24 protein-coding genes are annotated in these 19,474 nt (G+C 40.4%); 18 read left to right on the top strand and 6 right to left on the bottom strand.

The window, feature by feature from the left end; translation table 11 throughout:
• The first annotated feature begins 27 nt into the window (after positions 1–27).
• The 13 genes from BO219_RS01100 (at position 28) to BO219_RS01040 (ending at position 11,144) form a co-directional block, all read left to right on the top strand.
• Positions 28–885 carry an amidase domain-containing protein gene (locus tag BO219_RS01100; protein WP_077427890.1) on the top strand — a complete coding sequence of 286 codons (858 nt, stop codon included), beginning with the start codon at positions 28–30 and terminating at the stop codon, positions 883–885.
• 11 nt (positions 886–896) lie between these two features.
• Positions 897–1,370 carry a tRNA (uridine(34)/cytosine(34)/5-carboxymethylaminomethyluridine(34)-2'-O)-methyltransferase TrmL gene (gene trmL, locus BO219_RS01095; protein ID WP_041638913.1) on the top strand — a complete coding sequence of 158 codons (474 nt, stop codon included), beginning with the start codon at positions 897–899 and terminating at the stop codon, positions 1,368–1,370.
• A gap of 281 nt (positions 1,371–1,651) precedes the next feature.
• Positions 1,652–3,547, top strand: coding sequence for a PrkA family serine protein kinase (locus BO219_RS01090; protein ID WP_077427888.1), 1,896 nt, complete (start codon positions 1,652–1,654; stop codon positions 3,545–3,547).
• 221 nt (positions 3,548–3,768) lie between these two features.
• Positions 3,769–4,929 carry a sporulation protein YhbH gene (gene yhbH, locus BO219_RS01085; protein WP_035019780.1) on the top strand — a complete coding sequence of 387 codons (1,161 nt, stop codon included), beginning with the start codon at positions 3,769–3,771 and terminating at the stop codon, positions 4,927–4,929.
• Positions 4,930–5,073: 144 nt separating this feature from the next.
• On the top strand, positions 5,074–5,373 hold the full coding sequence (locus tag BO219_RS01080; protein WP_035048092.1) for a rhodanese-like domain-containing protein: 300 nt from the start codon (positions 5,074–5,076) through the stop codon (positions 5,371–5,373).
• An 11-nt stretch (positions 5,374–5,384) separates the two neighbouring features.
• Positions 5,385–5,966 carry a sulfurtransferase TusA family protein gene (locus tag BO219_RS01075; protein ID WP_077427886.1) on the top strand — a complete coding sequence of 194 codons (582 nt, stop codon included), beginning with the start codon at positions 5,385–5,387 and terminating at the stop codon, positions 5,964–5,966.
• Positions 5,963–6,358: a DsrE/DsrF/DrsH-like family protein gene (locus tag BO219_RS01070; protein WP_006319188.1), complete on the top strand. Its 396-nt coding sequence runs from the start codon at positions 5,963–5,965 to the stop codon at positions 6,356–6,358. The genes BO219_RS01075 and BO219_RS01070 overlap by 4 nt, the downstream gene beginning before the upstream one ends.
• 11 nt (positions 6,359–6,369) lie before the next feature.
• Positions 6,370–6,597, top strand: a complete 228-nt coding sequence (locus tag BO219_RS01065) for a sulfurtransferase TusA family protein (RefSeq protein WP_006319187.1) — start codon at positions 6,370–6,372, stop codon at positions 6,595–6,597.
• A 48-nt stretch (positions 6,598–6,645) separates the two neighbouring features.
• The gene (locus BO219_RS01060; protein ID WP_077427884.1) at positions 6,646–7,422 is read left to right on the top strand and encodes a sulfite exporter TauE/SafE family protein; all 777 of its coding nucleotides are present in this window, start codon (positions 6,646–6,648) and stop codon (positions 7,420–7,422) included.
• 82 nt (positions 7,423–7,504) lie between these two features.
• Entirely contained in the window at positions 7,505–7,732 is a 228-nt protein-coding gene (locus BO219_RS01055; protein WP_077427882.1) for a glutaredoxin family protein, read from the top strand.
• Between the two features lie 53 nt (positions 7,733–7,785).
• Positions 7,786–8,919 carry an MBL fold metallo-hydrolase gene (locus BO219_RS01050; RefSeq protein WP_077427880.1) on the top strand — a complete coding sequence of 378 codons (1,134 nt, stop codon included), beginning with the start codon at positions 7,786–7,788 and terminating at the stop codon, positions 8,917–8,919.
• A 154-nt stretch (positions 8,920–9,073) separates the two neighbouring features.
• The gene (locus BO219_RS01045; RefSeq protein ID WP_077427878.1) at positions 9,074–9,760 is read left to right on the top strand and encodes a zinc metallopeptidase; all 687 of its coding nucleotides are present in this window, start codon (positions 9,074–9,076) and stop codon (positions 9,758–9,760) included.
• A 46-nt stretch (positions 9,761–9,806) separates the two neighbouring features.
• Positions 9,807–11,144, top strand: a complete 1,338-nt coding sequence (locus BO219_RS01040) for a hemolysin family protein (RefSeq protein WP_077427904.1) — start codon at positions 9,807–9,809, stop codon at positions 11,142–11,144.
• Here BO219_RS01040 and BO219_RS01035 read toward each other — a convergent pair.
• Positions 11,139–12,050 (bottom strand): RluA family pseudouridine synthase, encoded by a 912-nt coding sequence (locus BO219_RS01035; protein WP_077427876.1) that lies wholly within the window; start codon positions 12,048–12,050, stop codon positions 11,139–11,141. The genes BO219_RS01040 and BO219_RS01035 overlap by 6 nt on opposite strands.
• 96 nt (positions 12,051–12,146) lie before the next feature.
• On the opposite strand from BO219_RS01035, the gene BO219_RS01030 reads away from it, so the two are divergent.
• Positions 12,147–12,548 (top strand): YhcU family protein, encoded by a 402-nt coding sequence (locus BO219_RS01030; RefSeq protein ID WP_012575867.1) that lies wholly within the window; start codon positions 12,147–12,149, stop codon positions 12,546–12,548.
• Between the two features lie 24 nt (positions 12,549–12,572).
• On the opposite strand, the gene BO219_RS01025 is transcribed toward BO219_RS01030, so the two are convergent.
• Both BO219_RS01025 and BO219_RS01020 read right to left on the bottom strand, forming a co-directional pair.
• Positions 12,573–13,037: a thioredoxin family protein gene (locus BO219_RS01025; RefSeq protein ID WP_006319172.1), complete on the bottom strand. Its 465-nt coding sequence runs from the start codon at positions 13,035–13,037 to the stop codon at positions 12,573–12,575.
• Entirely contained in the window at positions 13,034–13,462 is a 429-nt protein-coding gene (locus tag BO219_RS01020) for a disulfide formation protein C (RefSeq protein ID WP_077427874.1), read from the bottom strand. The genes BO219_RS01025 and BO219_RS01020 overlap by 4 nt, the downstream gene beginning before the upstream one ends.
• Positions 13,463–13,589: 127 nt before the next feature.
• On the opposite strand from BO219_RS01020, the gene BO219_RS01015 reads away from it, so the two are divergent.
• The 3 genes from BO219_RS01015 (at position 13,590) to BO219_RS01005 (ending at position 16,649) form a co-directional block, all read left to right on the top strand.
• The gene (locus BO219_RS01015; protein WP_077427872.1) at positions 13,590–14,021 is read left to right on the top strand and encodes a CBS domain-containing protein; all 432 of its coding nucleotides are present in this window, start codon (positions 13,590–13,592) and stop codon (positions 14,019–14,021) included.
• A gap of 108 nt (positions 14,022–14,129) precedes the next feature.
• A complete protein-coding gene (locus BO219_RS01010) occupies positions 14,130–15,869 on the top strand; it encodes a phospho-sugar mutase (protein ID WP_077427870.1) in 1,740 nt (579 codons plus the stop codon).
• 72 nt (positions 15,870–15,941) lie between these two features.
• Entirely contained in the window at positions 15,942–16,649 is a 708-nt protein-coding gene (locus tag BO219_RS01005) for an SDR family oxidoreductase (protein ID WP_077427868.1), read from the top strand.
• Positions 16,650–16,677: 28 nt separating this feature from the next.
• Here BO219_RS01005 and BO219_RS01000 read toward each other — a convergent pair whose 3' ends face one another.
• Positions 16,678–16,929: a YhdB family protein gene (locus tag BO219_RS01000; RefSeq protein WP_004892205.1), complete on the bottom strand. Its 252-nt coding sequence runs from the start codon at positions 16,927–16,929 to the stop codon at positions 16,678–16,680.
• 100 nt (positions 16,930–17,029) lie between these two features.
• Here BO219_RS01000 and BO219_RS00995 point away from each other — a divergent pair, with 100 nt between their 5' ends.
• Positions 17,030–17,488: a methylated-DNA--[protein]-cysteine S-methyltransferase gene (locus BO219_RS00995; RefSeq protein WP_077427866.1), complete on the top strand. Its 459-nt coding sequence runs from the start codon at positions 17,030–17,032 to the stop codon at positions 17,486–17,488.
• A gap of 4 nt (positions 17,489–17,492) precedes the next feature.
• Here BO219_RS00995 and hflC read toward each other — a convergent pair whose 3' ends face one another.
• Both hflC and hflK read right to left on the bottom strand, forming a co-directional pair.
• Complete coding sequence (hflC, locus tag BO219_RS00990; protein WP_077427864.1) at positions 17,493–18,425, bottom strand: protease modulator HflC; 933 nt, start codon at positions 18,423–18,425, stop codon at positions 17,493–17,495.
• Complete coding sequence (hflK, locus tag BO219_RS00985) at positions 18,422–19,387, bottom strand: FtsH protease activity modulator HflK (protein WP_077427862.1); 966 nt, start codon at positions 19,385–19,387, stop codon at positions 18,422–18,424. The genes hflC and hflK overlap by 4 nt, the downstream gene beginning before the upstream one ends.
• Between the last annotated feature and the right edge of the window lie 87 nt (positions 19,388–19,474).

Here is a 19,474-nt window from a genome sequence, read left to right as displayed (position 1 = left end):
TTAAAAAACGAAAAAGTGGTGAACGGGATGAGAAAACGACTACACGATCTTCTCGATGAACGCATTCGTCATTTTTTTGTTAGCGATGTGATAGACGAAGAAGTGGAAAGAAAACGAAAGCTGTTGGCGAAGCGGAATGCGAAACTTGTGAAATGTGAAGGAAAAGGAGCGATCATCGAAAAAAAACATATCGGGCTACACACATTTGTGCGCTATATCGTTCATTTTCGTTTTGTTATTTCGCAAAATGGGTGGTTGTATGTGGAGGAACAACAAGAGGTGCGTGAAGCAACATTTGAGAAAAATGAACTTGTAGATGATCGTCTTGTTTTGCCACATGTTGAGGCGGGACAAATAGAAAAAACACAAGAACGAGATGACGATGAACGCGTTCGCTATACGTATGATCGACTAGCCGCAGTACGATATGCTGAAATATGGTGGAATGATTATAATCCAGCGTTCCAAAAATTCTCTGTAGATTGTACAAATTTTATTTCACAATGCTTGCATGCGGGGGGCATTCCGATGATGGGCTATCCCAATAAAACAAAAGGATGGTGGATGAGGAAAAACGATTGGAGTTATACGTGGACAGTCGCGAACGCGTTTCGCTGGTATTTAAGCGGATCGAAAACAGGCATTCAAGCGGTCGAAAAAAAATCGCCGGAACAGTTGTCTCCCGGTGATGTCATTTGTTATGATTTTCAAGGGGACGGACGATTCGATCATACGACGATCGTTGTCGCGAAAGATAAACAAGGGATGCCGCTTGTAAACGCTCATACGTCCAACAGCCGTATGCGTTATTGGTCATACGAGGATTCAACCGCTTATACGCCGAATATTCAATATAAGTTTTTTCATATTATTGATCGAATATAGGAGTGAAGAATGTGGCTTTACATGTCGTTTTATATCAACCAGAAATTCCGGCAAATACAGGAAATATCGCGCGTACGTGCGCGGCAACAGGCACATCGTTACATTTAATCCGTCCACTCGGATTTTCGACGGACGACAAAATGTTAAAACGTGCCGGATTAGATTATTGGGACTACGTTGATGTGCATTATTACGATTCATTGCAGGAGCTTTTTGATAAATATAAAGAGGGAGAATTTTTCTTTATTACGAAGTTTGGAAAAACATATTACACGTCATTTGATTATAGTGATCAAACGAAAGATTACTTTTTCGTTTTCGGTCGTGAGACGAGCGGATTACCAAAAGACTTAATTGAAAACAATATGGAACGTTGTTTGCGCATTCCGATGAACGAATATGTTCGTTCGCTTAACTTATCGAATACCGCAGCCATTCTCGTATATGAGGCGTTAAGACAACAAAACTTCCCGAATGTATTTTAAGCGACTTTCAAATGAAAGTCGCTTAATTTTTTACTTCTGGCTTATCGTTATATCCTGCTGTAAAAATAGCAGCTAAGAAGGCGAAAATGACGCCAAGCACAAGAAGCGTTTTCATACGAAATCTCCTCCCTTATGAAGTGACAAGAAAATGTCCGCGCTTTCATTATAGCTTAATTGTATACCAAGATGAAAGTCATACTTTCACGAATGATTACGGACATCCTTGCATACATATGGTATTAATCATGACGCTAGACATCAAAGGTGGAGGAGGTCCGTGTATGGACATTTTGAAAAAAATACAAAAATATAGAGAAGAAGAACAAAAATTAAAGTGGGAAGGGACGTTCGCGGAGTATTTGGAAATTGTAAAAGAAAAGCCATGGGTAGCTCAGTCTGCTCATTCTCGCGTTTACAATATGATCAAAGATGCGGGCATAGAAGAAGTAGACGGAAAGAAAAAATACAACTTTTTTAGCGGGCAATTGTTCGGGCTTGAGGAAGCGCTAGAGCGGCTTGTGGAAGAATATTTTCATCCAGCTGCTAAGCGATTAGATGTTCGAAAGCGTATTTTGTTGTTGATGGGGCCGGTAAGCGGAGGAAAATCAACACTTGTGACGATGCTAAAGCGAGGGCTTGAAGCTTACTCATATACCGATCGCGGTGCTGTATATGCCATTAAAGGGTGTCCGATGCATGAAGACCCGCTCCATTTAATTCCGCATCATTTGCGTGATGAGTTTTATAAAGAGTACGGTATTCGTATTGAAGGAAACTTGTCGCCGTTAAATATGATGAGACTTGAAAAGGAATATGGTGGACGCATTGAGGATGTAATGGTCGAACGCATCTTTTTCTCGGAAGATAAACGTGTTGGGATTGGGACGTTCAGCCCATCCGACCCGAAGTCGCAAGATATTGCTGATTTAACAGGAAGTATCGATTTTTCGACGATTGCTCAATATGGATCGGAATCAGATCCGCGCGCATATCGCTTTGATGGGGAGTTAAACAAAGCGAATCGAGGCATTATGGAATTTCAAGAGATGCTGAAATGTGATGAAAAATTTTTATGGCATTTACTTTCCTTGACGCAAGAAGGAAATTTTAAAGCGGGACGTTTTGCGCTTATTAGTGCTGATGAATTGATTGTTGCTCATACGAATGAAACAGAGTATCGTTCGTTTATTGCTAATAAGAAAAATGAGGCGCTTCATTCGCGTATTATCGTCATGCCCGTTCCATACAACTTAAAAGTGTCGGAAGAAGAGCGTATTTATGAAAAAATGATTCGTGAAAGCGATGTGGCAGATGTGCATATTGCCCCGCATACGCTACGAGTTGCTGCGATGTTTACCATTTTAACGCGATTGAAAGAGCCGAAGCGCGGTGATATCGACCTTGTGAAAAAAATGCGTTTATATGATGGAGAGTTAATCGAAGGATTTAATGAAGTGGATGTCGAAGAGCTGAAAAAAGAATATCCAGACGAAGGAATGAGTGGTATTGATCCACGTTATGTTATTAATCGTATTTCGTCTTGTATCATTCGAAAAGAAGTGCCGTCCATTAATGCATTAGATGTATTGCGAGCATTAAAAGAAGGGCTAGAGCATCATCCGTCTATTTCAAAAGAAGATCGGGAACGTTATTTAAATTTCATTTCGATTGCAAGAAAAGAATACGATGAAATTGCAAAACGTGAAGTACAAAAAGCGTTCGTTTATTCGTATGAAGAATCAGCAAAAACGTTAATGGATAACTATTTAGATAATGTAGAAGCGTATTGTAACAAAGCGAAAATTCGGGACCCGCTCACAGGAGAAGAAATGAATCCAGATGAAAAACTGATGCGTTCGATTGAAGAGCAAATTGGCATTTCGGAGAATGCGAAAAAAGCATTTCGTGAAGAAATTTTAATTCGTATTTCTGCGTACGCACGAAAAGGTCAGCGATTTGATTACAATTCACACGAGCGATTGCGCGAAGCCATTCAGAAAAAGTTGTTCGCTGATTTAAAAGATATCGTGAAAATTACAACATCTACAAAAACACCTGATGAACAGCAACTAAAGAAGATTAATGAAGTTGTTGCGCGGTTAATTGATGAGTATGGTTATAACTCCACTTCAGCAAATGAGTTGCTTCGTTATGTCGGAAGTTTGTTAAACCGATAAAGCATGCCGCACTTGGCATGCTTTGTTTTATCATCGTATAAAACAGGCTTGTCCTTCAGAAAGGGATTTGAACAATTTTCGAAATCATTTGTCAATTTTTTTCGGTCGTCGCATAGGATAAAGTAACCAACCATTCATTTATGATTTTTTATTAGCCAACATAGTGTATGCGAGGAAAAAGAATTTGTGCATGATTATTTCATATGTAGGAGGGGAAAAAAATGAGTAGAAACTTCATTGTGTCAAAGGAAGATTGGTCCCTCCATCGAAAAGGCCACGATGATCAAAAACGGCACGAAGAAAAAGTGAAAGAGGCAATTAAAAATAATCTCGGTGACTTAATTACAGAAGAAAGTATCATTATGTCCAACGGTCGCGACGTCATTAAAATACCGATTCGTTCGTTAGATGAATATAAAATTCGTTACAACTATGATAAAAATAAACATGTCGGCCAAGGCGATGGGGACAGTCAAGTTGGTGATGTTATTGCGCGCGACGGTTCTGGTGACGGTCAAAAAGGACCCGGAAAAGGGCAAGGAGCAGGTGATTTGGCAGGGCAAGATTATTATGAAGCAGAAGTATCTCTAATGGAACTTGAAGAAGCGTTATTCAGTCAATTAGAACTTCCAGACTTAAAGAAAAAACAACACGCTGATCATGTTGTGCAACATATTGAGTTTAACGATATTCGCCGAACGGGATTGATGGGGAACATCGACAAGAAAAAAACAATGATGGCTGCGTTTAAACGAAATGCATTAAGTGGCAATCCGAGTTTTTATCCAATTTATCCCGAAGATTTAAAGTTTAAAACGTGGAATGAAGTCATTAAGCCGGATTCGAAAGCGGTTGTCATCGCAATGATGGACACGAGCGGATCAATGGGCGTATGGGAAAAGTATATGGCTAGAAGCTTCTTCTTTTGGATGACGCGATTTTTACGGACGAAATACGAAACGGTCGATATTGTTTTTATCGCGCATCATACTGAAGCGAAAATTGTAACGGAAGAAGAATTTTTTACAAAAGGGGAAAGTGGCGGGACGATATGTTCATCAGCGTATCGAAAGGCACTTGAAGTAATCGAAACAAAATACTCGCCGACAAAATACAATATTTATCCGTTCCATTTTTCCGATGGCGATAATTTAACGTCCGATAACGCCCGCTGTGTCAAGCTTGTGCAAGAGTTAATGAAAGTTTCAAATATGTTCGGATACGGGGAAGTGAATCAGTACAATCGCCACTCGACTCTCATGTCAGCATATAAACATATTAAAGATGAAAAATTTCGCTACTACATTTTAAAGCAAAAGTCGGATGTGTTACAGGCAATGAGGACGTTTTTCCGGAAAGAAGAATTGAAAACACTCGTTTAAATCCTTGTGTCAAGCAAGGTTTTTTTTTGGAGAAAAACAGTTGACAAACGGGTGGGGGTTTTTGTAATATACTCATAGAGGTAATGGTAATAAATTATTTTTTGAGATTAAAAATACCCTTATGAGTATAGAGAGGTGGGCGAAATGAAACACATACTTCCACAAGAAGTCGAACAACAATTAAAAGAAGGGCGTGCGCTAAGTATTATTGATGTGCGCGAAGATGAGGAAGTAGCTCAAGGAAAAATCCCAGGGGCTCGTCATATTCCGCTCGGTCAACTGCTTGAGCGGATGAATGAAATTGATAAAAACGAAGAGCATATTCTTGTTTGCCGTTCAGGAAATCGAAGCGGTATGGCTTGTCAACTGTTAGAAAGTTACGGATACCGCGTTGTAAATATGACAGGCGGTATGCTTGAATGGACGGGTGAAATTGAACGATAGGGGGGAATGGAATGACGATTCATGTCGATCTTGTGGTTGATGCAAAGGGGCTCACGTGTCCGATGCCGATTGTTCGCACGAAAAAGGCGATGGAACAGCTACAGCCTGGTCAAGTGCTTGAAGTGCAAGCGACAGATAAAGGGTCACTTGCGGATATTCAAGGTTGGGCCAAAAACACAGGGCATCAATATATCGGCACGATTGAGGAAGGTGATGTACTGAAACATTATCTTCGTAAAGCAAATCCTACAGAAGTAAGAGAAGAAACAACATATCCTCACGTTATTGCTTTAGAGGACTTACAAAAGAAAGTAGAAAACAACGAACAACTATTTATTTTAGATGTGCGCGAGGAAGCGGAATATGCGTTTGGTCATATTCCAGGAGCATATCATATCCCGCTCGGACAATTAGAAGAGCGATTAAATGAATTAAATAAAGATGAAACGATTTATGTGATTTGTCGAACAGGTAATCGTAGTGATTTGGCTGCACAGCAACTCGCTGAAAAAGGATTTACACATGTATTTAACGTTATTCCAGGTATGACACAATGGAAAGGAACAATTACTAAAGGGGGAAATGAACAATGAAAAAACGTGTAGCTATTATTGCAGCAAATGGTGGTTTATTTGACGCATATAAAGTATTTAACATTGCAACAGCAGCAGCAGCAACAGAAGCAGAGGTAGCCATTTTCTTTACATTCGAAGGATTAAATTTAATTCATAAAGAAGCGTATAAACAATTGCCACTTCCAGAAGGAAAAGAACAAATTCAACAAGGATTTGCCCAAGCAAACGTGCCATCTATCCCAGAACTTGTAAGCATGGCACAAGAAATGGGTGTGAAGTTTATTGCTTGCCAAATGACAATGGATGTTATGGGGCTAACAAAAGAACATTTTGTCGACGGCATTGATGTAGGTGGGGCAGTGACATTCCTCGATTTTGCGAAAGATGCTGACATCACGTTAACATTCTAAGGAGGAAGAACATGAAAGCAGATCTTCTCGTTGATGCAAAGGGTCTTGCATGTCCAATGCCAATCGTTCGCACGAAAAAAGGAATGGACACATTACAATCTGGTCAAGTTTTGGAAATTCATGTAACGGATAAAGGGGCTAAAAACGACTTATCTGCATGGGCAAAGTCAGCTGGTCATGAAATGATCGATATGGTCGAAGAAGGAGACGTACTAAAATTTTGGATTCGGAAAGCGTAATAAGCATCGGGCATATGTCCCGATGCTTCATATAAGGAGTGAATAAGCATGGCCATCGGTTTTATTATTACAATTTTTTTAATTGGATTTATCGGTTCGTTTATTTCAGGGATGGTTGGAATTGGCGGATCGATTATTAAATATCCGATGTTGCTTTACATCCCACCATTGCTCGGTTACGTGGCGTTTAGCGCCCATGAAGTATCAGGAATTAGCGCCATTCAAGTACTGTTTGCGACGATTGGAGGCGTTTGGGCGTACCGTAAAGGTGGATATTTAAATAAAACGTTAATTATTTATATGGGAACGAGCATTTTAATCGGTAGTTTTATTGGTGGTTATGGTTCGAAATTAATGAGCGAAGGTGGCATTAACATCGTTTATGCGGTGTTAGCGACGATTGCTGCGATGATGATGTTTGTTCCGAAAAAAGGAATTGATGACATTCCGCTTGATCAAGTCTCATTTAATAAATGGTTTGCAACAGCGTTAGCATTCGCTGTCGGAGTGAGCGCTGGTATTGTTGGTGCCGCAGGGGCATTTATTCTTGTACCAATTATGCTTGTTGTATTAAAAATTCCAACGCGTATGACGATCGCTACATCATTAGCGATTACGTTTATTTCATCCATTGGAGCAACTGTAGGGAAAATTACAACAGGTCAATTTGACTTTTGGACGGCGTTTATTATGGTTGTTGCCAGTTTAATTGCTTCTCCGATCGGAGCGAATGTCGGAAAAAAAGTAAATACAAAAGTATTGCAGTTTATTTTAGCTGCGCTTATTGTAGCAACAGCAATAAAAATTTGGTTGGATATTTTGTAAAAGTTGTTGAAAAGTTCATCCTTTATGTTATAATACGTATAGGGGTATATGGAATACCGAGACATAAAGGAGGAATAATCATATGATTACAGTATATACGACAACAACATGTCCATATTGTACATTATTGAAAAACTTTTTAGCTGAACGCGGCATCCCATTTAAAGAAGTGAATTTGCATCAACATCCTGAGGCTATTGATTATGTTGTTCGCTCAACTGGACAAATGGGTGTGCCACAAACTGAAATTAATGGACGTTGGGTGATTGGATTTGATCCGCAACGCATTATGCAATTGTTACAACAATAATTTTTTTATCTATAAAAATACCCTATAAGGTATAAAGGAGAGGTGGAGAGTATATGGCAGTACATGCATTAACGGCACAGCAAATAAATGAGATGATTGTAAACAAAGAACCATTTTTCTTATTTGACGTTCGCAACGAATCTGATTTTGCTGACTGGAAAATCGAAGGAGAACATATTGAATATTTAAACGTTCCTTATTTTGAACTCATTGATGGTGTGGAGCCTGTGTTAGAGCGTTTACCGAAAGATAAAAAAATCGTCGTCGTTTGTGCTAAAGAAGGTTCTTCGATGATGGTCGCTGACATGCTTGCTGAAAAAGGATTAGAAGTGTTTTATTTAAAAGGCGGCATGAAAGCTTGGAGCGAATATTTATATCCAGTTGTTGTTTACCAAGATAACGACATAAAAGTATATCAATTTATTCGTGTCGGTAAAGGTTGTCTTTCTTACATGGTCGTATCAGGAAAAGAAGCGCTAATCGTCGATCCATCTCGCTTTATTGATGTGTATAAAGAAGTGGCGCAAAAAGAAAACGTAGCGATTACACATATCGTTGATTCGCATTTACACGCGGACCATATTTCTGGTGGATATGAATTAGCGAAACAAACAGGTGCGACGTATTATTTAATGAAGAGTGAAGGGGCAGTATTTGAATTTGAACCGTTAGAAAACCACGATCGCATCGAATTTGAAAAAGTAAGCTTAGAAGTGTTAGCGATTAAAACACCAGGCCATACACCAGGTAGTGTATCGTTTTTCGTAAATAATAAATTGTTGTTCTCTGGCGATACAATTTTCGTTAGCGGTCTCGGGCGACCAGACTTAGGCGGAAAAGCACGTGAGTGGGCAAAAGACTTATACGACACAGTATATAACAAAGTCGCACAAATTGCAGATGATGTCATTGTCCTGCCTGCACACTATGCAAACTTCGATCAAGAAGTGAATGAGCAAGGATATATTGGCAATACGTTAGGAAACATTCGTCAAATGAATGAAATTATGCAAGGAAAAACAGAAGAAGAATTTGTGGAACATGTGGCACAATCGGCATCTTCTGAAACACCGCCAAACTTTGAAGACATTATTGCTATTAACCGCGGCGTAAAAGATGCTACACAAGAGCAACAACAAGAACTTGAAATCGGTCCAAACCGTTGTGCTGTTCACCATACGCATTAAAAAGGAATTTGATTTAACCTCGCGATTTGCGAGGTTTTTTTTCGATGTTGTGAAACTTTTTGGACACAATAGTCGTATGTAATGTATGTGAAGGCATTCTCTTTCATTTTCATTCACTTTCCATTAAAATATAAAGTAACGGAGGGATGATTGTATGTTTTTTCATCCAATGGATTTTTTAATTTTAATCGCCTTCGGGGTATCGATTTGGGCGCAATTTAAAGTAAAAGGAAACTTCAGCAAGTGGTCAGACGTACCTGCTTCGTCTGGTTTGACAGGTGCAGAAGTGGCGCGTCTCATTTTAGATCGCAACGGACTATACGATGTGCCAGTTGAGCTCGTTCCTGGTACGTTGACAGATCATTATGATCCGATTGCACGTGCGGTTCGTTTATCAGAGCCGGTTTACTACGGACGTTCAATCGCGGCTGTGTCTGTAGCTGCCCATGAAGTTGGCCATGCGGTGCAACATCAACAAGCGTATGGTGCGCTCGTTTTACGTCATCGTATGTTTCCGCTTGTGAATTTTACATCTGGCATTGCGCCGTTCCTTCTTCTTGGTGGCTTTTTAATGCAACAGTTTTCATTGATTGGATTAGGGATCATTTTATTCTCGTTTGCCGTTGCATTCCAAGTTATTACATTGCCAGTTGAGTTTAATGCAAGCTCACGCGCCAAAGACTTTATGATTGCGGAAGGCATTATTCGCAACGAAGAAGAGCGTGGGGTAAATAAAGTATTAAACGCCGCAGCGTTAACATATGTTGCTGCAGCGCTTATTTCGGTGTTAGAATTAATTAAGTATGTGCTTATTTTTGTACAAGGAAACGATGAAGATTAATCAATAGGAGGTGACATCCGCACGCATTCATGCGTGCGGATGTTCGTTGGACATATTTAGTTTATGGATGATTGTTTTTCTTATTGCCTTGACCGGTTTTTTTGTCGCTTCAGAATTTGCGATTGTAAAAGTGCGCCCATCGCGCATCGATCAACTCATGGAGGAAGGAAACAAAAAAGCAGTAGCAGCCAAACATGTCATCACTCATTTAGATGAGTATTTATCTGCAAATCAATTAGGAATTACAATGACATCACTCGGGCTCGGTTGGCTTGGGGAACCGACGGTAGAACGAGCACTTCGCCCACTTTTTGATCAGTGGAACGTATCTTCATCATTTGCACATGGTGCATCATTTATTGTCGCATTTGCAACGATTACGTTCATTCATGTCGTTGTTGGTGAATTAGCACCGAAGACGATCGCTATTCAAAAGGCAGAGGCGATTACATTGTGGACAGCGCGTCCGCTCATGTTATTTTATCGCGTCATGTATCCGTTCATTTGGTTGTTAAATGGGTCTGCGCGTTTAGTCGTCCGTTTATTTGGTTTTCAATTGTCGAATGAAAAAGAATTAGCACATTCCGAAGAGGAATTGCGCCTGCTTTTATCAGCGAGTTATAAGAGCGGGGAAATTAACCACACGGAATATAAATACGTCAATAACATTTTCCGCTTTGACGATCGTGTCGCAAAGGAAATTATGGTTCCGCGCAAAGAAATTATTGCATTAGATGTGAATGACTCCATGGATCACGTGTTGCAAACCATTCGTGAAGAAAAGTATACACGTTATCCTGTCATTGATGGCGATAAAGATCATATTCTCGGATTAGTAAACGTAAAAGAGTTGTTTACGGACCTCGTTGCGAATTGTCACGAACGCAAACAGCTGCGTGATTATATTCGTCCAATTATTCAAGTGATTGAAACGATCCCGATTCAAGATTTGCTTGTGCAAATGCAAAAAGAACGTATTCATATGGCCATTTTAGTTGATGAATATGGGGGTACATCTGGTTTAGTGACCGTTGAAGATATTTTGGAAGAAATTGTAGGGGAAATTCGAGACGAATTTGATACTGATGAAACCCCGCTTATTCAAATGATCGATGACAATCGTGCGATCGTCGATGGAAAAGTGCTTATTAGTGAAATTAACGATTTATTCGGCTTAGAAATTGACGACACAGACGTCGACACGATTGGTGGATGGATGTTAACAGAGCGCTATAACATTCGCCCTGGAGAGCAAATTGAGTTTGGTGGTTACGTTTTTAAAGTCTTGCAATTGGACGGTCATCATGTGAAAAAAATTGAAGTGACACGTCTTCCCCATAACGTAGATGTAGTGACAGATATGAATGAAGAGGCAGCGTTATAATAACGTGCCTCTTTTTATGTGACCGAAAATGGTTTCATCAGGCAAAGCGGAACAAGTGATACGCTCCCCAGTAAACGGATGTAGGAACGATAAAGAGAACGCATGTAACGCTTGTCGATCGATCCACGGTTTTCCTCCATATAACGTATCACCAACTAATGGATGGCCAATATAGCTCATGTGGACACGAATTTGGTGCGTTCGTCCTGTATCAAGCGTGAGACGAACAAGTGATACGTGCTTTTGTTTATCATATTGGAGACGTTCATAGTGCGTGATAGCTGTATCTCCTGTTTTTGATACGCGGCGTCTTGTTGGATGATGGCGATCACGGCCGATCGGTGCTTCGATCGTTCCCTTTTTTTGTTTGACATATCCGTGAACAAGTGCAATATATGTGCGATGAATCGTTCGTTTCGCTAAATATTGATCCAGAATAGCCCCGGCAAGTGCATGCTTGGCGAATAAAATAACGCCGCTTGTATCGCGATCGAGCCGATGAATATGACGAACTTTACTATAAATGCCTTCACATTGAAAGTGGAAGGCTACAGCGTTTGCTAACGTATTTGTTTGACTCGGTTGCGTCGGATGGACGTCTATATGCGCTCGTTTGTTAACGACGAGCACATGATCGTCTTCAAATACAATATGAAGCGGTGCGTATGTCGGAGTTGGTTCGATTTGTTCTTCTTTTATACGAACACGAATGCGATCGTTCGGTGAAATGATTGTATGAAAAGGAACGATGTTGTCGTTGATGGCTACACCTTTTGTCATTCGCCATTCGTGTAACATTTTTTTAGGAACGAACCATTTCGTTTGGAATGCTTGTTCGAGCGATAAACCGCTCCATGATTTTGGCGCTTCAAACAGAAGCCAGTTTCCTTTCTTTTGCACATTCATTCGTCTCACTCTTTCTGTACAATAAATTACCAACACCATAAAGTGCGTTGATATGTTACAATTTCGTTATACATTAGGAAATGAAATGGAAAAAAGGTGAGGCAATTGAAAACCGTTTACGTTGCTACGGAAGAACAAAAGCAATATATTCATTCGCTTATTGAACAGTTTTATACATGTATTTTTCCAAAATATTTTACAGACGATGAAATTGAAACGTTTCAATCGCTCGGTGTATTACAATTTGAAGCGTCCACATATGACGGAACGTTGAAAGAGGCATTTACGATTATTTCTGCATTGCAATCACTACAAGCCATCATTGAGTTTGTTTCGTTCCATCATCGTTCCGCTCATTATGAACAGCTATTTCAGCGAAATATTGAGCAGCTAGAACAGCATGGTATTAGTTTTCCACTCACTCTTGAACATTTTTTGCATCAAAGAGATGAGTATGTAAGCATGTATATGAAGCCTATTCATGCTTGGGTGATGTAAAAAAGCCTTCGTGATGAAGGCTTTTTATTCCATTTGTTCAAACCATTTTCGAAATACGTCTTCCTCGTAATATCCTTCAATACGCGCGACTTCTTGTCCATTTTTAAAGTGAACAATGGTCGGTGTTGCCTCGATATGATACTCATCCCAACCTTCTTCAAATTCAAGCAGGTTAAATTGTTTTAAGTCAATGCCCATCTTCTGCGCGAGTGGAGCAACGATTGGTGTCGTTTTTTTACAAAATTCACATGTGGAACTGTAAAAGTAAACGGTTATCGTTTCTTTCTTGTTTAATGCTTCTCTTAATTCGTTAGGTAAAATAATGTTTTGATAGTTCGGGTCATCGAGAAGATCGATCGTCGCTGGGTGCAACTCTTCTTTTCCGAATGGATTTCCTTCTGCTTTTTGTTTTTGCGTATAAGACGTAATCCAAGCGAGCGCCCCGAATAAAATGATAATGATCCCACCGAAAATAAGCAATTTTTTCATTCGTCTTTCCCTTCTTTCTCCATTTTTATAAGACGATAGCTTATGATGCTAATGAAAATAAAAGCAATAAGTGCTAAAAACGGAATGGTAATAAATCCGAACCAGTTGATGTACTGTCCTGTACATGGTACAATGCCGCACGATGGAGCTGTATCACGGAAAAATGTTATTTTTTGAATGAGATAATGATAAGAAGAAATCGTGCCACCGATAATAGATAACATTAGTGTATAACGGGCGATTTTAAAATCTTTGCGCACAAAAGCCATGCCAAGTAAAAATACTTGCGGATACATAAAAATGCGCTGATACCAGCAAAGTTCACATGGAATAAACTTCATTATTTCGGAAAAATAAAGGCTGCCAAGTGTAGCGATTAGCGCAACGCTCCACGCAGTTAATAAATGATTTTCTTTCTGCGCCATGATTCCACCTTCTTATTTTTTACTCTTTGTTCATTATAGTACATCAAAAGAAATAATGTAAATTGCGACGATATTTTACTTACATAATGAACGAATGAACGCAAACAATAAAAAGCGAAAGGGGAGGATGATATTGAATCATACAGTTGAATCGATTATGACACGCCAAGTGGCAACGGTCACACCAGATCAGTCCGTTCAAGAGGCAGCACAGTTAATGAACGAACATAATATCGCTGCCATTCCTGTTGTTGAAAACGGAAAAGTAAAAGGAATGATTACTGACCGTGACATCACTCTTCGTACAACAGCACAAGGGTTAACCCCTTCGACACCTGTTTCACAAGTGATGACAAGCGATGTTGTCACAGGTACGCCAAACATGAGCGTGAATGAAGCAGCGAAAGTGATGGCGAAAAATCAAATTCGTCGTTTGCCGATCGTACAAAATAATGAGCTTTGTGGTATCGTTGCACTTGGTGATATCGCAACAAACCAAGCATATGATGAGGCGGCAGAACAAGCATTATCTGAGATTTCCGAACCTTCATATCATTAAACAAGAAAGGGGCTTCTTTTGAAGGAGCTCCTTTTTCGCTATGAAAAAGGAATTTGTATAAAGAAGCGAGAATAAGTTACAATGAGCAACGGATATGGAGGGATAAACGTGACTTGGAAAACAGTATACGAACGTTGGAAAGAAGCGCAATTAGATGAAGAGCTACGCGCGCATTTGGAGCAACTAGAGCAAGATGAAAAATTGCTAGAAGACTGCTTTTACAAAACGTTAGAGTTCGGTACAGGAGGTATGCGCGGCGAAATCGGACCGGGAACGAACCGCATGAACATATATACGGTGCGAAAAGCATCGGCAGGATTAGCACGATACATCGCGTCGTTTGGGGAGGAGGCGAAGAAACGGGGAGTTGTGATCGCATACGACTCGCGTCACAAGTCGCAACAGTTTGCGATGGAAGCAGCCAAAACGCTTGCCACCCATGGTATTCAGACGTACGTATTCGATGAGCTTCGCCCGACACCGGAGCTTTCATTTGCGGTCCGTCATTTACGTGCTTTTTCGGGTATTGTCATTACCGCAAGCCACAACCCACCAGAGTACAACGGGTATAAAGTATACGGAGAAGACGGGGCGCAATTGCCACCACACATTGCCGATGTTGTTATTGCATACGTCAATGCGATTGAAAACGAATGGGAACTCGTGGTTGAACGAGAAGAGGTATTAAAAGAAAAAGGACTTATTCAAATGATTGGCACAGAGATTGACGATGCATACATACAAAAATTAAAAACGATTTCGCTACATCCAGAACTCTCTCACGAAGTTGATGTCAAAGTCGTATTTACACCGCTTCATGGCACAGCAAATAAGCTCGTTCAACGTGGATTAAAGGAATTCGGCTATAAACACGTGTTTGTTGTAAAGGAACAAGAACAACCGGACCCGAATTTTTCAACGGTAAAATCGCCAAATCCAGAAGAACATGCTGCGTTTGAATTAGCGATTCAGCTTGGAAAACAAGTCGATGCAGACGTGTTAATTGCAACAGACCCGGATGCGGATCGTTTAGGCATTGCGGTAAAAAATGAACAAGGAGAATACATCGTTTTAACAGGCAATCAAACAGGTGGATTGTTACTTCATTACATTCTTTCACAAAAGAAAGAAAAAGGGATATTGCCACCAAACGGGATTGTATTTAAAACGATCGTCACATCTGAATTTGGGCGTGCGATTGCTAAGTCGTTTGGAATCGAAACGATGGATACATTGACAGGGTTTAAATTTATCGGTGAAAAAATTAAACAATATGAACAAACAGGAGAGTATGTATTCCAATTTGGATACGAAGAAAGCTACGGCTATTTAATTGGTGATTTTGCCCGTGATAAAGACGCGATTCAAGCTGCTGTGTTAGCTGTTGAAGTGTGCGCGTTTTATAAAAAGCAGGGCTTATCTTTATACGAGGCACTTATGCGATTATTTGAACAATATGGATATTATCAAGAAGGGTTGCGTTCGCTCACACTAAAAGGAAAAGAGGGGGCGGAGCGAATCGAGGCGTTACTCGCCACGTTCCGAAATGAGCCGCCGACGTTTGTTGCTAATCAGCGCGTCGTGACTCGTGAAGACTATAAGACGAGTGAGAGGGTGTATGTGGAAACAGGCGAAAAAGAAGCAATCGATTTACCAAAATCGAACGTGTTGAAATATACGTTAGAAGATGGCTCGTGGTTTTGTGCGCGTCCGTCTGGCACAGAGCCGAAAATGAAATTTTATTTTGGTGTAAAAGGGCAGACACTTGCAGAAGCAAAACAACAATTGGGACAATTAGAAACAGCGGTGATGGAGCGGGTATATACGTTAACAGCTGATAAGGTGTAATGCTTTATCAGTTGTTTTTTGAATGTAGAACAAGTAATATGAAGGCGATGATGTAGAAAGGGTGAGTTCAGCATGTTACGAGGACAAGTAGCAATTGTGACGGGGGCATCTCGTGGCATCGGTTTAGCGATTGCACATAAATTAGCGGAACAAGGGATGCAGCTCGTATTAATCGGTAGTTCGTCGGATATTCACCGTGTAGGTGAGCAATTAAAAGATGTAAAAACGTTTCAAGCAGATGTATCAAATGAACAACAAATGAATGAAGTGGTTGAAGCGACCATAGCTGCATTCGGTCGCATTGATTTGCTTGTGAATAATGCAGGTATTGGTGTATTCAAATCGGTTGAAGAAACGACTGTCGAAGAATGGAAGCGGTTGTTTGAAGTAAATGTACAAGGTGTATTTATCGGGACGAAAGCCGTTCTCCCACAAATGAAAAAGCAACGTTCTGGTACGATTATTACCGTTTCATCGGACGTTGGACGATACACCATCGCAAACGGTTCGGCATATACAGCGACGAAATATGCGGTTCAAGGATTTTCAGGAAGTGTGGCTCAAGAAGTGCGCCCATACGGCATTCGTGTCGGTACGATCAATCCAGGGATGGTTGATACATACTTTGCTAACTCGACGCAAGGATTGCCTGAAAAAGCAGAATGGTTAAAGGCAGAAGACGTCGCCGAAGCCGTTGTCTATATGGCAAGCGCACCGAAACATATGTTGGTCGATGAAATCGTATTACATCCGCTTATTCAAACGTATCCGGTCGTATAAAAAGCGAAAGGAGATCGTTCCTTTCGCTCTAATAATCATATTGCATCGTAAGTGTTGGCTCTTGTTCGTACACATCCAACGCGTGGTCGATGTAACGCAACAATGCATTTAATCGCTTTTGGACGACGGTATAATCTTTTTCGAAGTTGTATGCATGAAGAAACTGTTCAATTTTTTTTGAAAGTAAATCGTCTTTTGTGCGTACCATAAGAATGAGTAAATGATCCCATTCCGATCGGTACGTATAGTAAAGCGCTTTGTCGTAATCGGCTGTATGCACCGCAAACCCTCCTTATCGTGAGGAGCTATATGTAGTTTATGAAAAAACGGTCATTTTTCTCGCTGTAAATGTTGTGCGATTTGGCAGAGGAGAGTTGGACATGAAGAAACACGTTGTGTATTATGAATCACCGATCGGTTGGCTACAAATCGTTGGAACGAATGAGGGAATCGAGCGGATTGATGTCGTTGAACGAGGTGAAGATCAGAACGAAAAAGTGGCGGAGCCTCTCATGCAATCGCTAGAAGAACTTGAACAATACTTCCAAAAGAAACGGACGTCGTTTTCGATGCCCTTAAAGCTCGTGGGCACTCCGTTTCAACTGCGTGTATGGGAAGTATTACAAACGATTCCTTATGGACAAACGGTTTCATATGCCGATATTGCCAAACAAATTGGGCAACCGAAAGCGGTACGGGCGGTTGGCAACGCTGTCGGCAACAATCCCATAACGATCGTTGTTCCTTGTCATCGCGTCGTTCGTACGGGTGGGGGACTTGGTGGATATGCGTGGGGAATCGAAAGAAAAAAATGGTTACTTACGCATGAAACGCGCTGAAAGCTCAGCGCGTTTGTCCTAATAGCCATTTCGCATACGGTGAGTTGGCTGGTAAAATGACAACCGTATCTTCGCCGATCGTTGTCTTATACGATTCGAGCGTACGGTAAAATGAGTAAAATTCAGGATCTTTTGCGAATGTTTCGTTATAAATTCGTGCTGCTTCTTGTTCACCTGCTGCGCGAATGCGCTCCGCATCTGCTTGCGCTTTAGCGAGCATTTCTTTCACTTCGCGATCTGTTTGCGCGATAATACGTTGTTTTTGGGCATCCCCCATTGATAAATATTCTTGTGCTTTTGATTCACGCTCAGAAATCATACGTTTATAAACGGACTGTTCGTTTTCTTCCGGTAAGTCAATACGTTTTAAGCGCACATCTACAACGCGAATGCCGTAGCTGTCTTTTTGTAGTAGGTCGTTTACTTTCGCTGTTACTTCGTCATTTAAACTACCGCGTGATGATTTTTCGTCGTTAATAATTTCATCGTAATTTAACTGTCCAAGCTCGGTGCGGACAATGGAGAAAATAAATTCGTCCATTTTCGATTCTGCATTTTCTAACGTGCGCGCGTTTTGAATCATCTCTTTTGGGTTTGTAATTTCCCAAATGGCGTAATGGTTGACGAGAATGCGTTTTTTATCTTTTGTATTAATTTCTGCTTCGGCGACGTCATAAAAAATTTGGGCTTTTGGCAACGATGTTACGCTTTGAATAAAAGGAATTTTAAAGCGTAATCCTGGCGTTTGATCAATGCGAACAATTTCACCAAATTGACGTACAACTTTATATTCATTTTCATGAACAATGTAGACGTTTGTTAAAGCGATAACGAGTAAAACAAGTCCGATGACTCCCCCGATAAAAAAACGAAACCATTTCGTTGGCAGTTTATCTTTCAAGCTAATGACGTTTTGATCATCTTGAAAGTTTGTCATTCGTTACCACTCCCTTGCTCTTTCTTTTTCTCTGTCGTTTGTTTTTCGATCGGTTGGATTGGTAAATATTTTAACGTATTGCCATCGTCGTTCATAATGTAAATGCGTGTGTACGGTAGGATTTGTTCAAGCGTTTCAATCATTAACCTCTGTTTTGTAATGTCTTTTGCGTTTTTATATTCTTCGTATAAGGCATTAAATTTAGCGACATCTCCATACGCTTTTTCGATGCGTGCCACTTTGTCAGCTTCCGCTTGGGAGATGAGAGCGTCTTTTTCCCCTTCGGCTTCTTTCGTTCGTTTGTTGCGATATTTATTCGCTTCGTTAATTTTTGTGTTCATTGTTTCGCGCGCATCTGTGACATTTGTAAATGCTTTGCGCACTTCGTCGTTCGGTAAGTCAACGTCCTGTAATTTCACAGCTAAAATGGAAATGCCGATATCATATTTTTTCATTAATGCGGTGAGCGATTCGCGCACATCCGCTTCAATTTTTGCTTTACCTGATGTTAACGCATCATCAATTTTTGAACTGCCGATGACGCTACGCAAAGAAGCAGACGTCGCATTATATAAAATTTGTTCCGGTTCGTATGAGCGATAAAGAAATTTTGCAGGATCAGTAATTTTCCATTGAACAACCATATCGGCAAGAACAATATTTTCATCACCTGTAATCATTTTCGTATCGCCTTGGTTTGTAGCGACAACTTTTCCGTTTTCTTCTTTGTAGCCAAACTGTAAACTAAACGTTTCTCGCGACAACGTTTCGACCGTTTGAATCGGCCAAGGAAGTTTAAAATGTAGTCCGGGTGTTGTCACTTCTTCATCGATTTTACCAAATGTTAAAATAATGGCTTGTTCTGACTCATCGACGGTGTACCATGATGTTAGTGCAGCAACAAGAAGAAAAATGCCAGCAATCGACCCGATGACGATGCCTGTAATAGAGCGCTTACCCATATAAATCCACCTTTCTTGTTATTTATATGTATGTACGGAAAAAACAGAAAAAAGTTTCAATAAAAAAGCTACTGATCCCTCAGTAGC

Origin of the sequence: Anoxybacillus kestanbolensis (assembly GCF_001996285.1) — a bacterium.
Lineage (GTDB): Bacteria > Bacillota > Bacilli > Bacillales > Anoxybacillaceae > Anoxybacillus > Anoxybacillus kestanbolensis_A.
This window is presented reverse-complemented; position numbering and strand designations above follow the sequence as displayed.

Coding starts and splice junctions, on each gene's coding strand:
- hflC (WP_077427864.1), bottom strand. CDS start 18,425: ATGACAAACTTTCAAGATGATCAAAACGTCATTAGCTTGAAAGATAAA.
- BO219_RS01060 (WP_077427884.1), top strand. CDS start 6,646: ATGGCCATCGGTTTTATTATTACAATTTTTTTAATTGGATTTATCGGT.
- BO219_RS01065 (WP_006319187.1), top strand. CDS start 6,370: ATGAAAGCAGATCTTCTCGTTGATGCAAAGGGTCTTGCATGTCCAATG.
- yhbH (WP_035019780.1), top strand. CDS start 3,769: ATGAGTAGAAACTTCATTGTGTCAAAGGAAGATTGGTCCCTCCATCGA.
- BO219_RS01075 (WP_077427886.1), top strand. CDS start 5,385: ATGACGATTCATGTCGATCTTGTGGTTGATGCAAAGGGGCTCACGTGT.
- BO219_RS01025 (WP_006319172.1), bottom strand. CDS start 13,037: ATGAAAAAATTGCTTATTTTCGGTGGGATCATTATCATTTTATTCGGG.
- BO219_RS01035 (WP_077427876.1), bottom strand. CDS start 12,050: ATGAATGTGCAAAAGAAAGGAAACTGGCTTCTGTTTGAAGCGCCAAAA.
- BO219_RS01015 (WP_077427872.1), top strand. CDS start 13,590: ATGATATTGAATCATACAGTTGAATCGATTATGACACGCCAAGTGGCA.
- BO219_RS01080 (WP_035048092.1), top strand. CDS start 5,074: ATGAAACACATACTTCCACAAGAAGTCGAACAACAATTAAAAGAAGGG.
- BO219_RS01020 (WP_077427874.1), bottom strand. CDS start 13,462: ATGGCGCAGAAAGAAAATCATTTATTAACTGCGTGGAGCGTTGCGCTA.
- BO219_RS01005 (WP_077427868.1), top strand. CDS start 15,942: ATGTTACGAGGACAAGTAGCAATTGTGACGGGGGCATCTCGTGGCATC.
- BO219_RS01045 (WP_077427878.1), top strand. CDS start 9,074: ATGTTTTTTCATCCAATGGATTTTTTAATTTTAATCGCCTTCGGGGTA.
- BO219_RS00995 (WP_077427866.1), top strand. CDS start 17,030: ATGAAGAAACACGTTGTGTATTATGAATCACCGATCGGTTGGCTACAA.
- BO219_RS01050 (WP_077427880.1), top strand. CDS start 7,786: ATGGCAGTACATGCATTAACGGCACAGCAAATAAATGAGATGATTGTA.
- BO219_RS01100 (WP_077427890.1), top strand. CDS start 28: ATGAGAAAACGACTACACGATCTTCTCGATGAACGCATTCGTCATTTT.
- BO219_RS01055 (WP_077427882.1), top strand. CDS start 7,505: ATGATTACAGTATATACGACAACAACATGTCCATATTGTACATTATTG.
- hflK (WP_077427862.1), bottom strand. CDS start 19,387: ATGGGTAAGCGCTCTATTACAGGCATCGTCATCGGGTCGATTGCTGGC.
- BO219_RS01090 (WP_077427888.1), top strand. CDS start 1,652: ATGGACATTTTGAAAAAAATACAAAAATATAGAGAAGAAGAACAAAAA.
- BO219_RS01070 (WP_006319188.1), top strand. CDS start 5,963: ATGAAAAAACGTGTAGCTATTATTGCAGCAAATGGTGGTTTATTTGAC.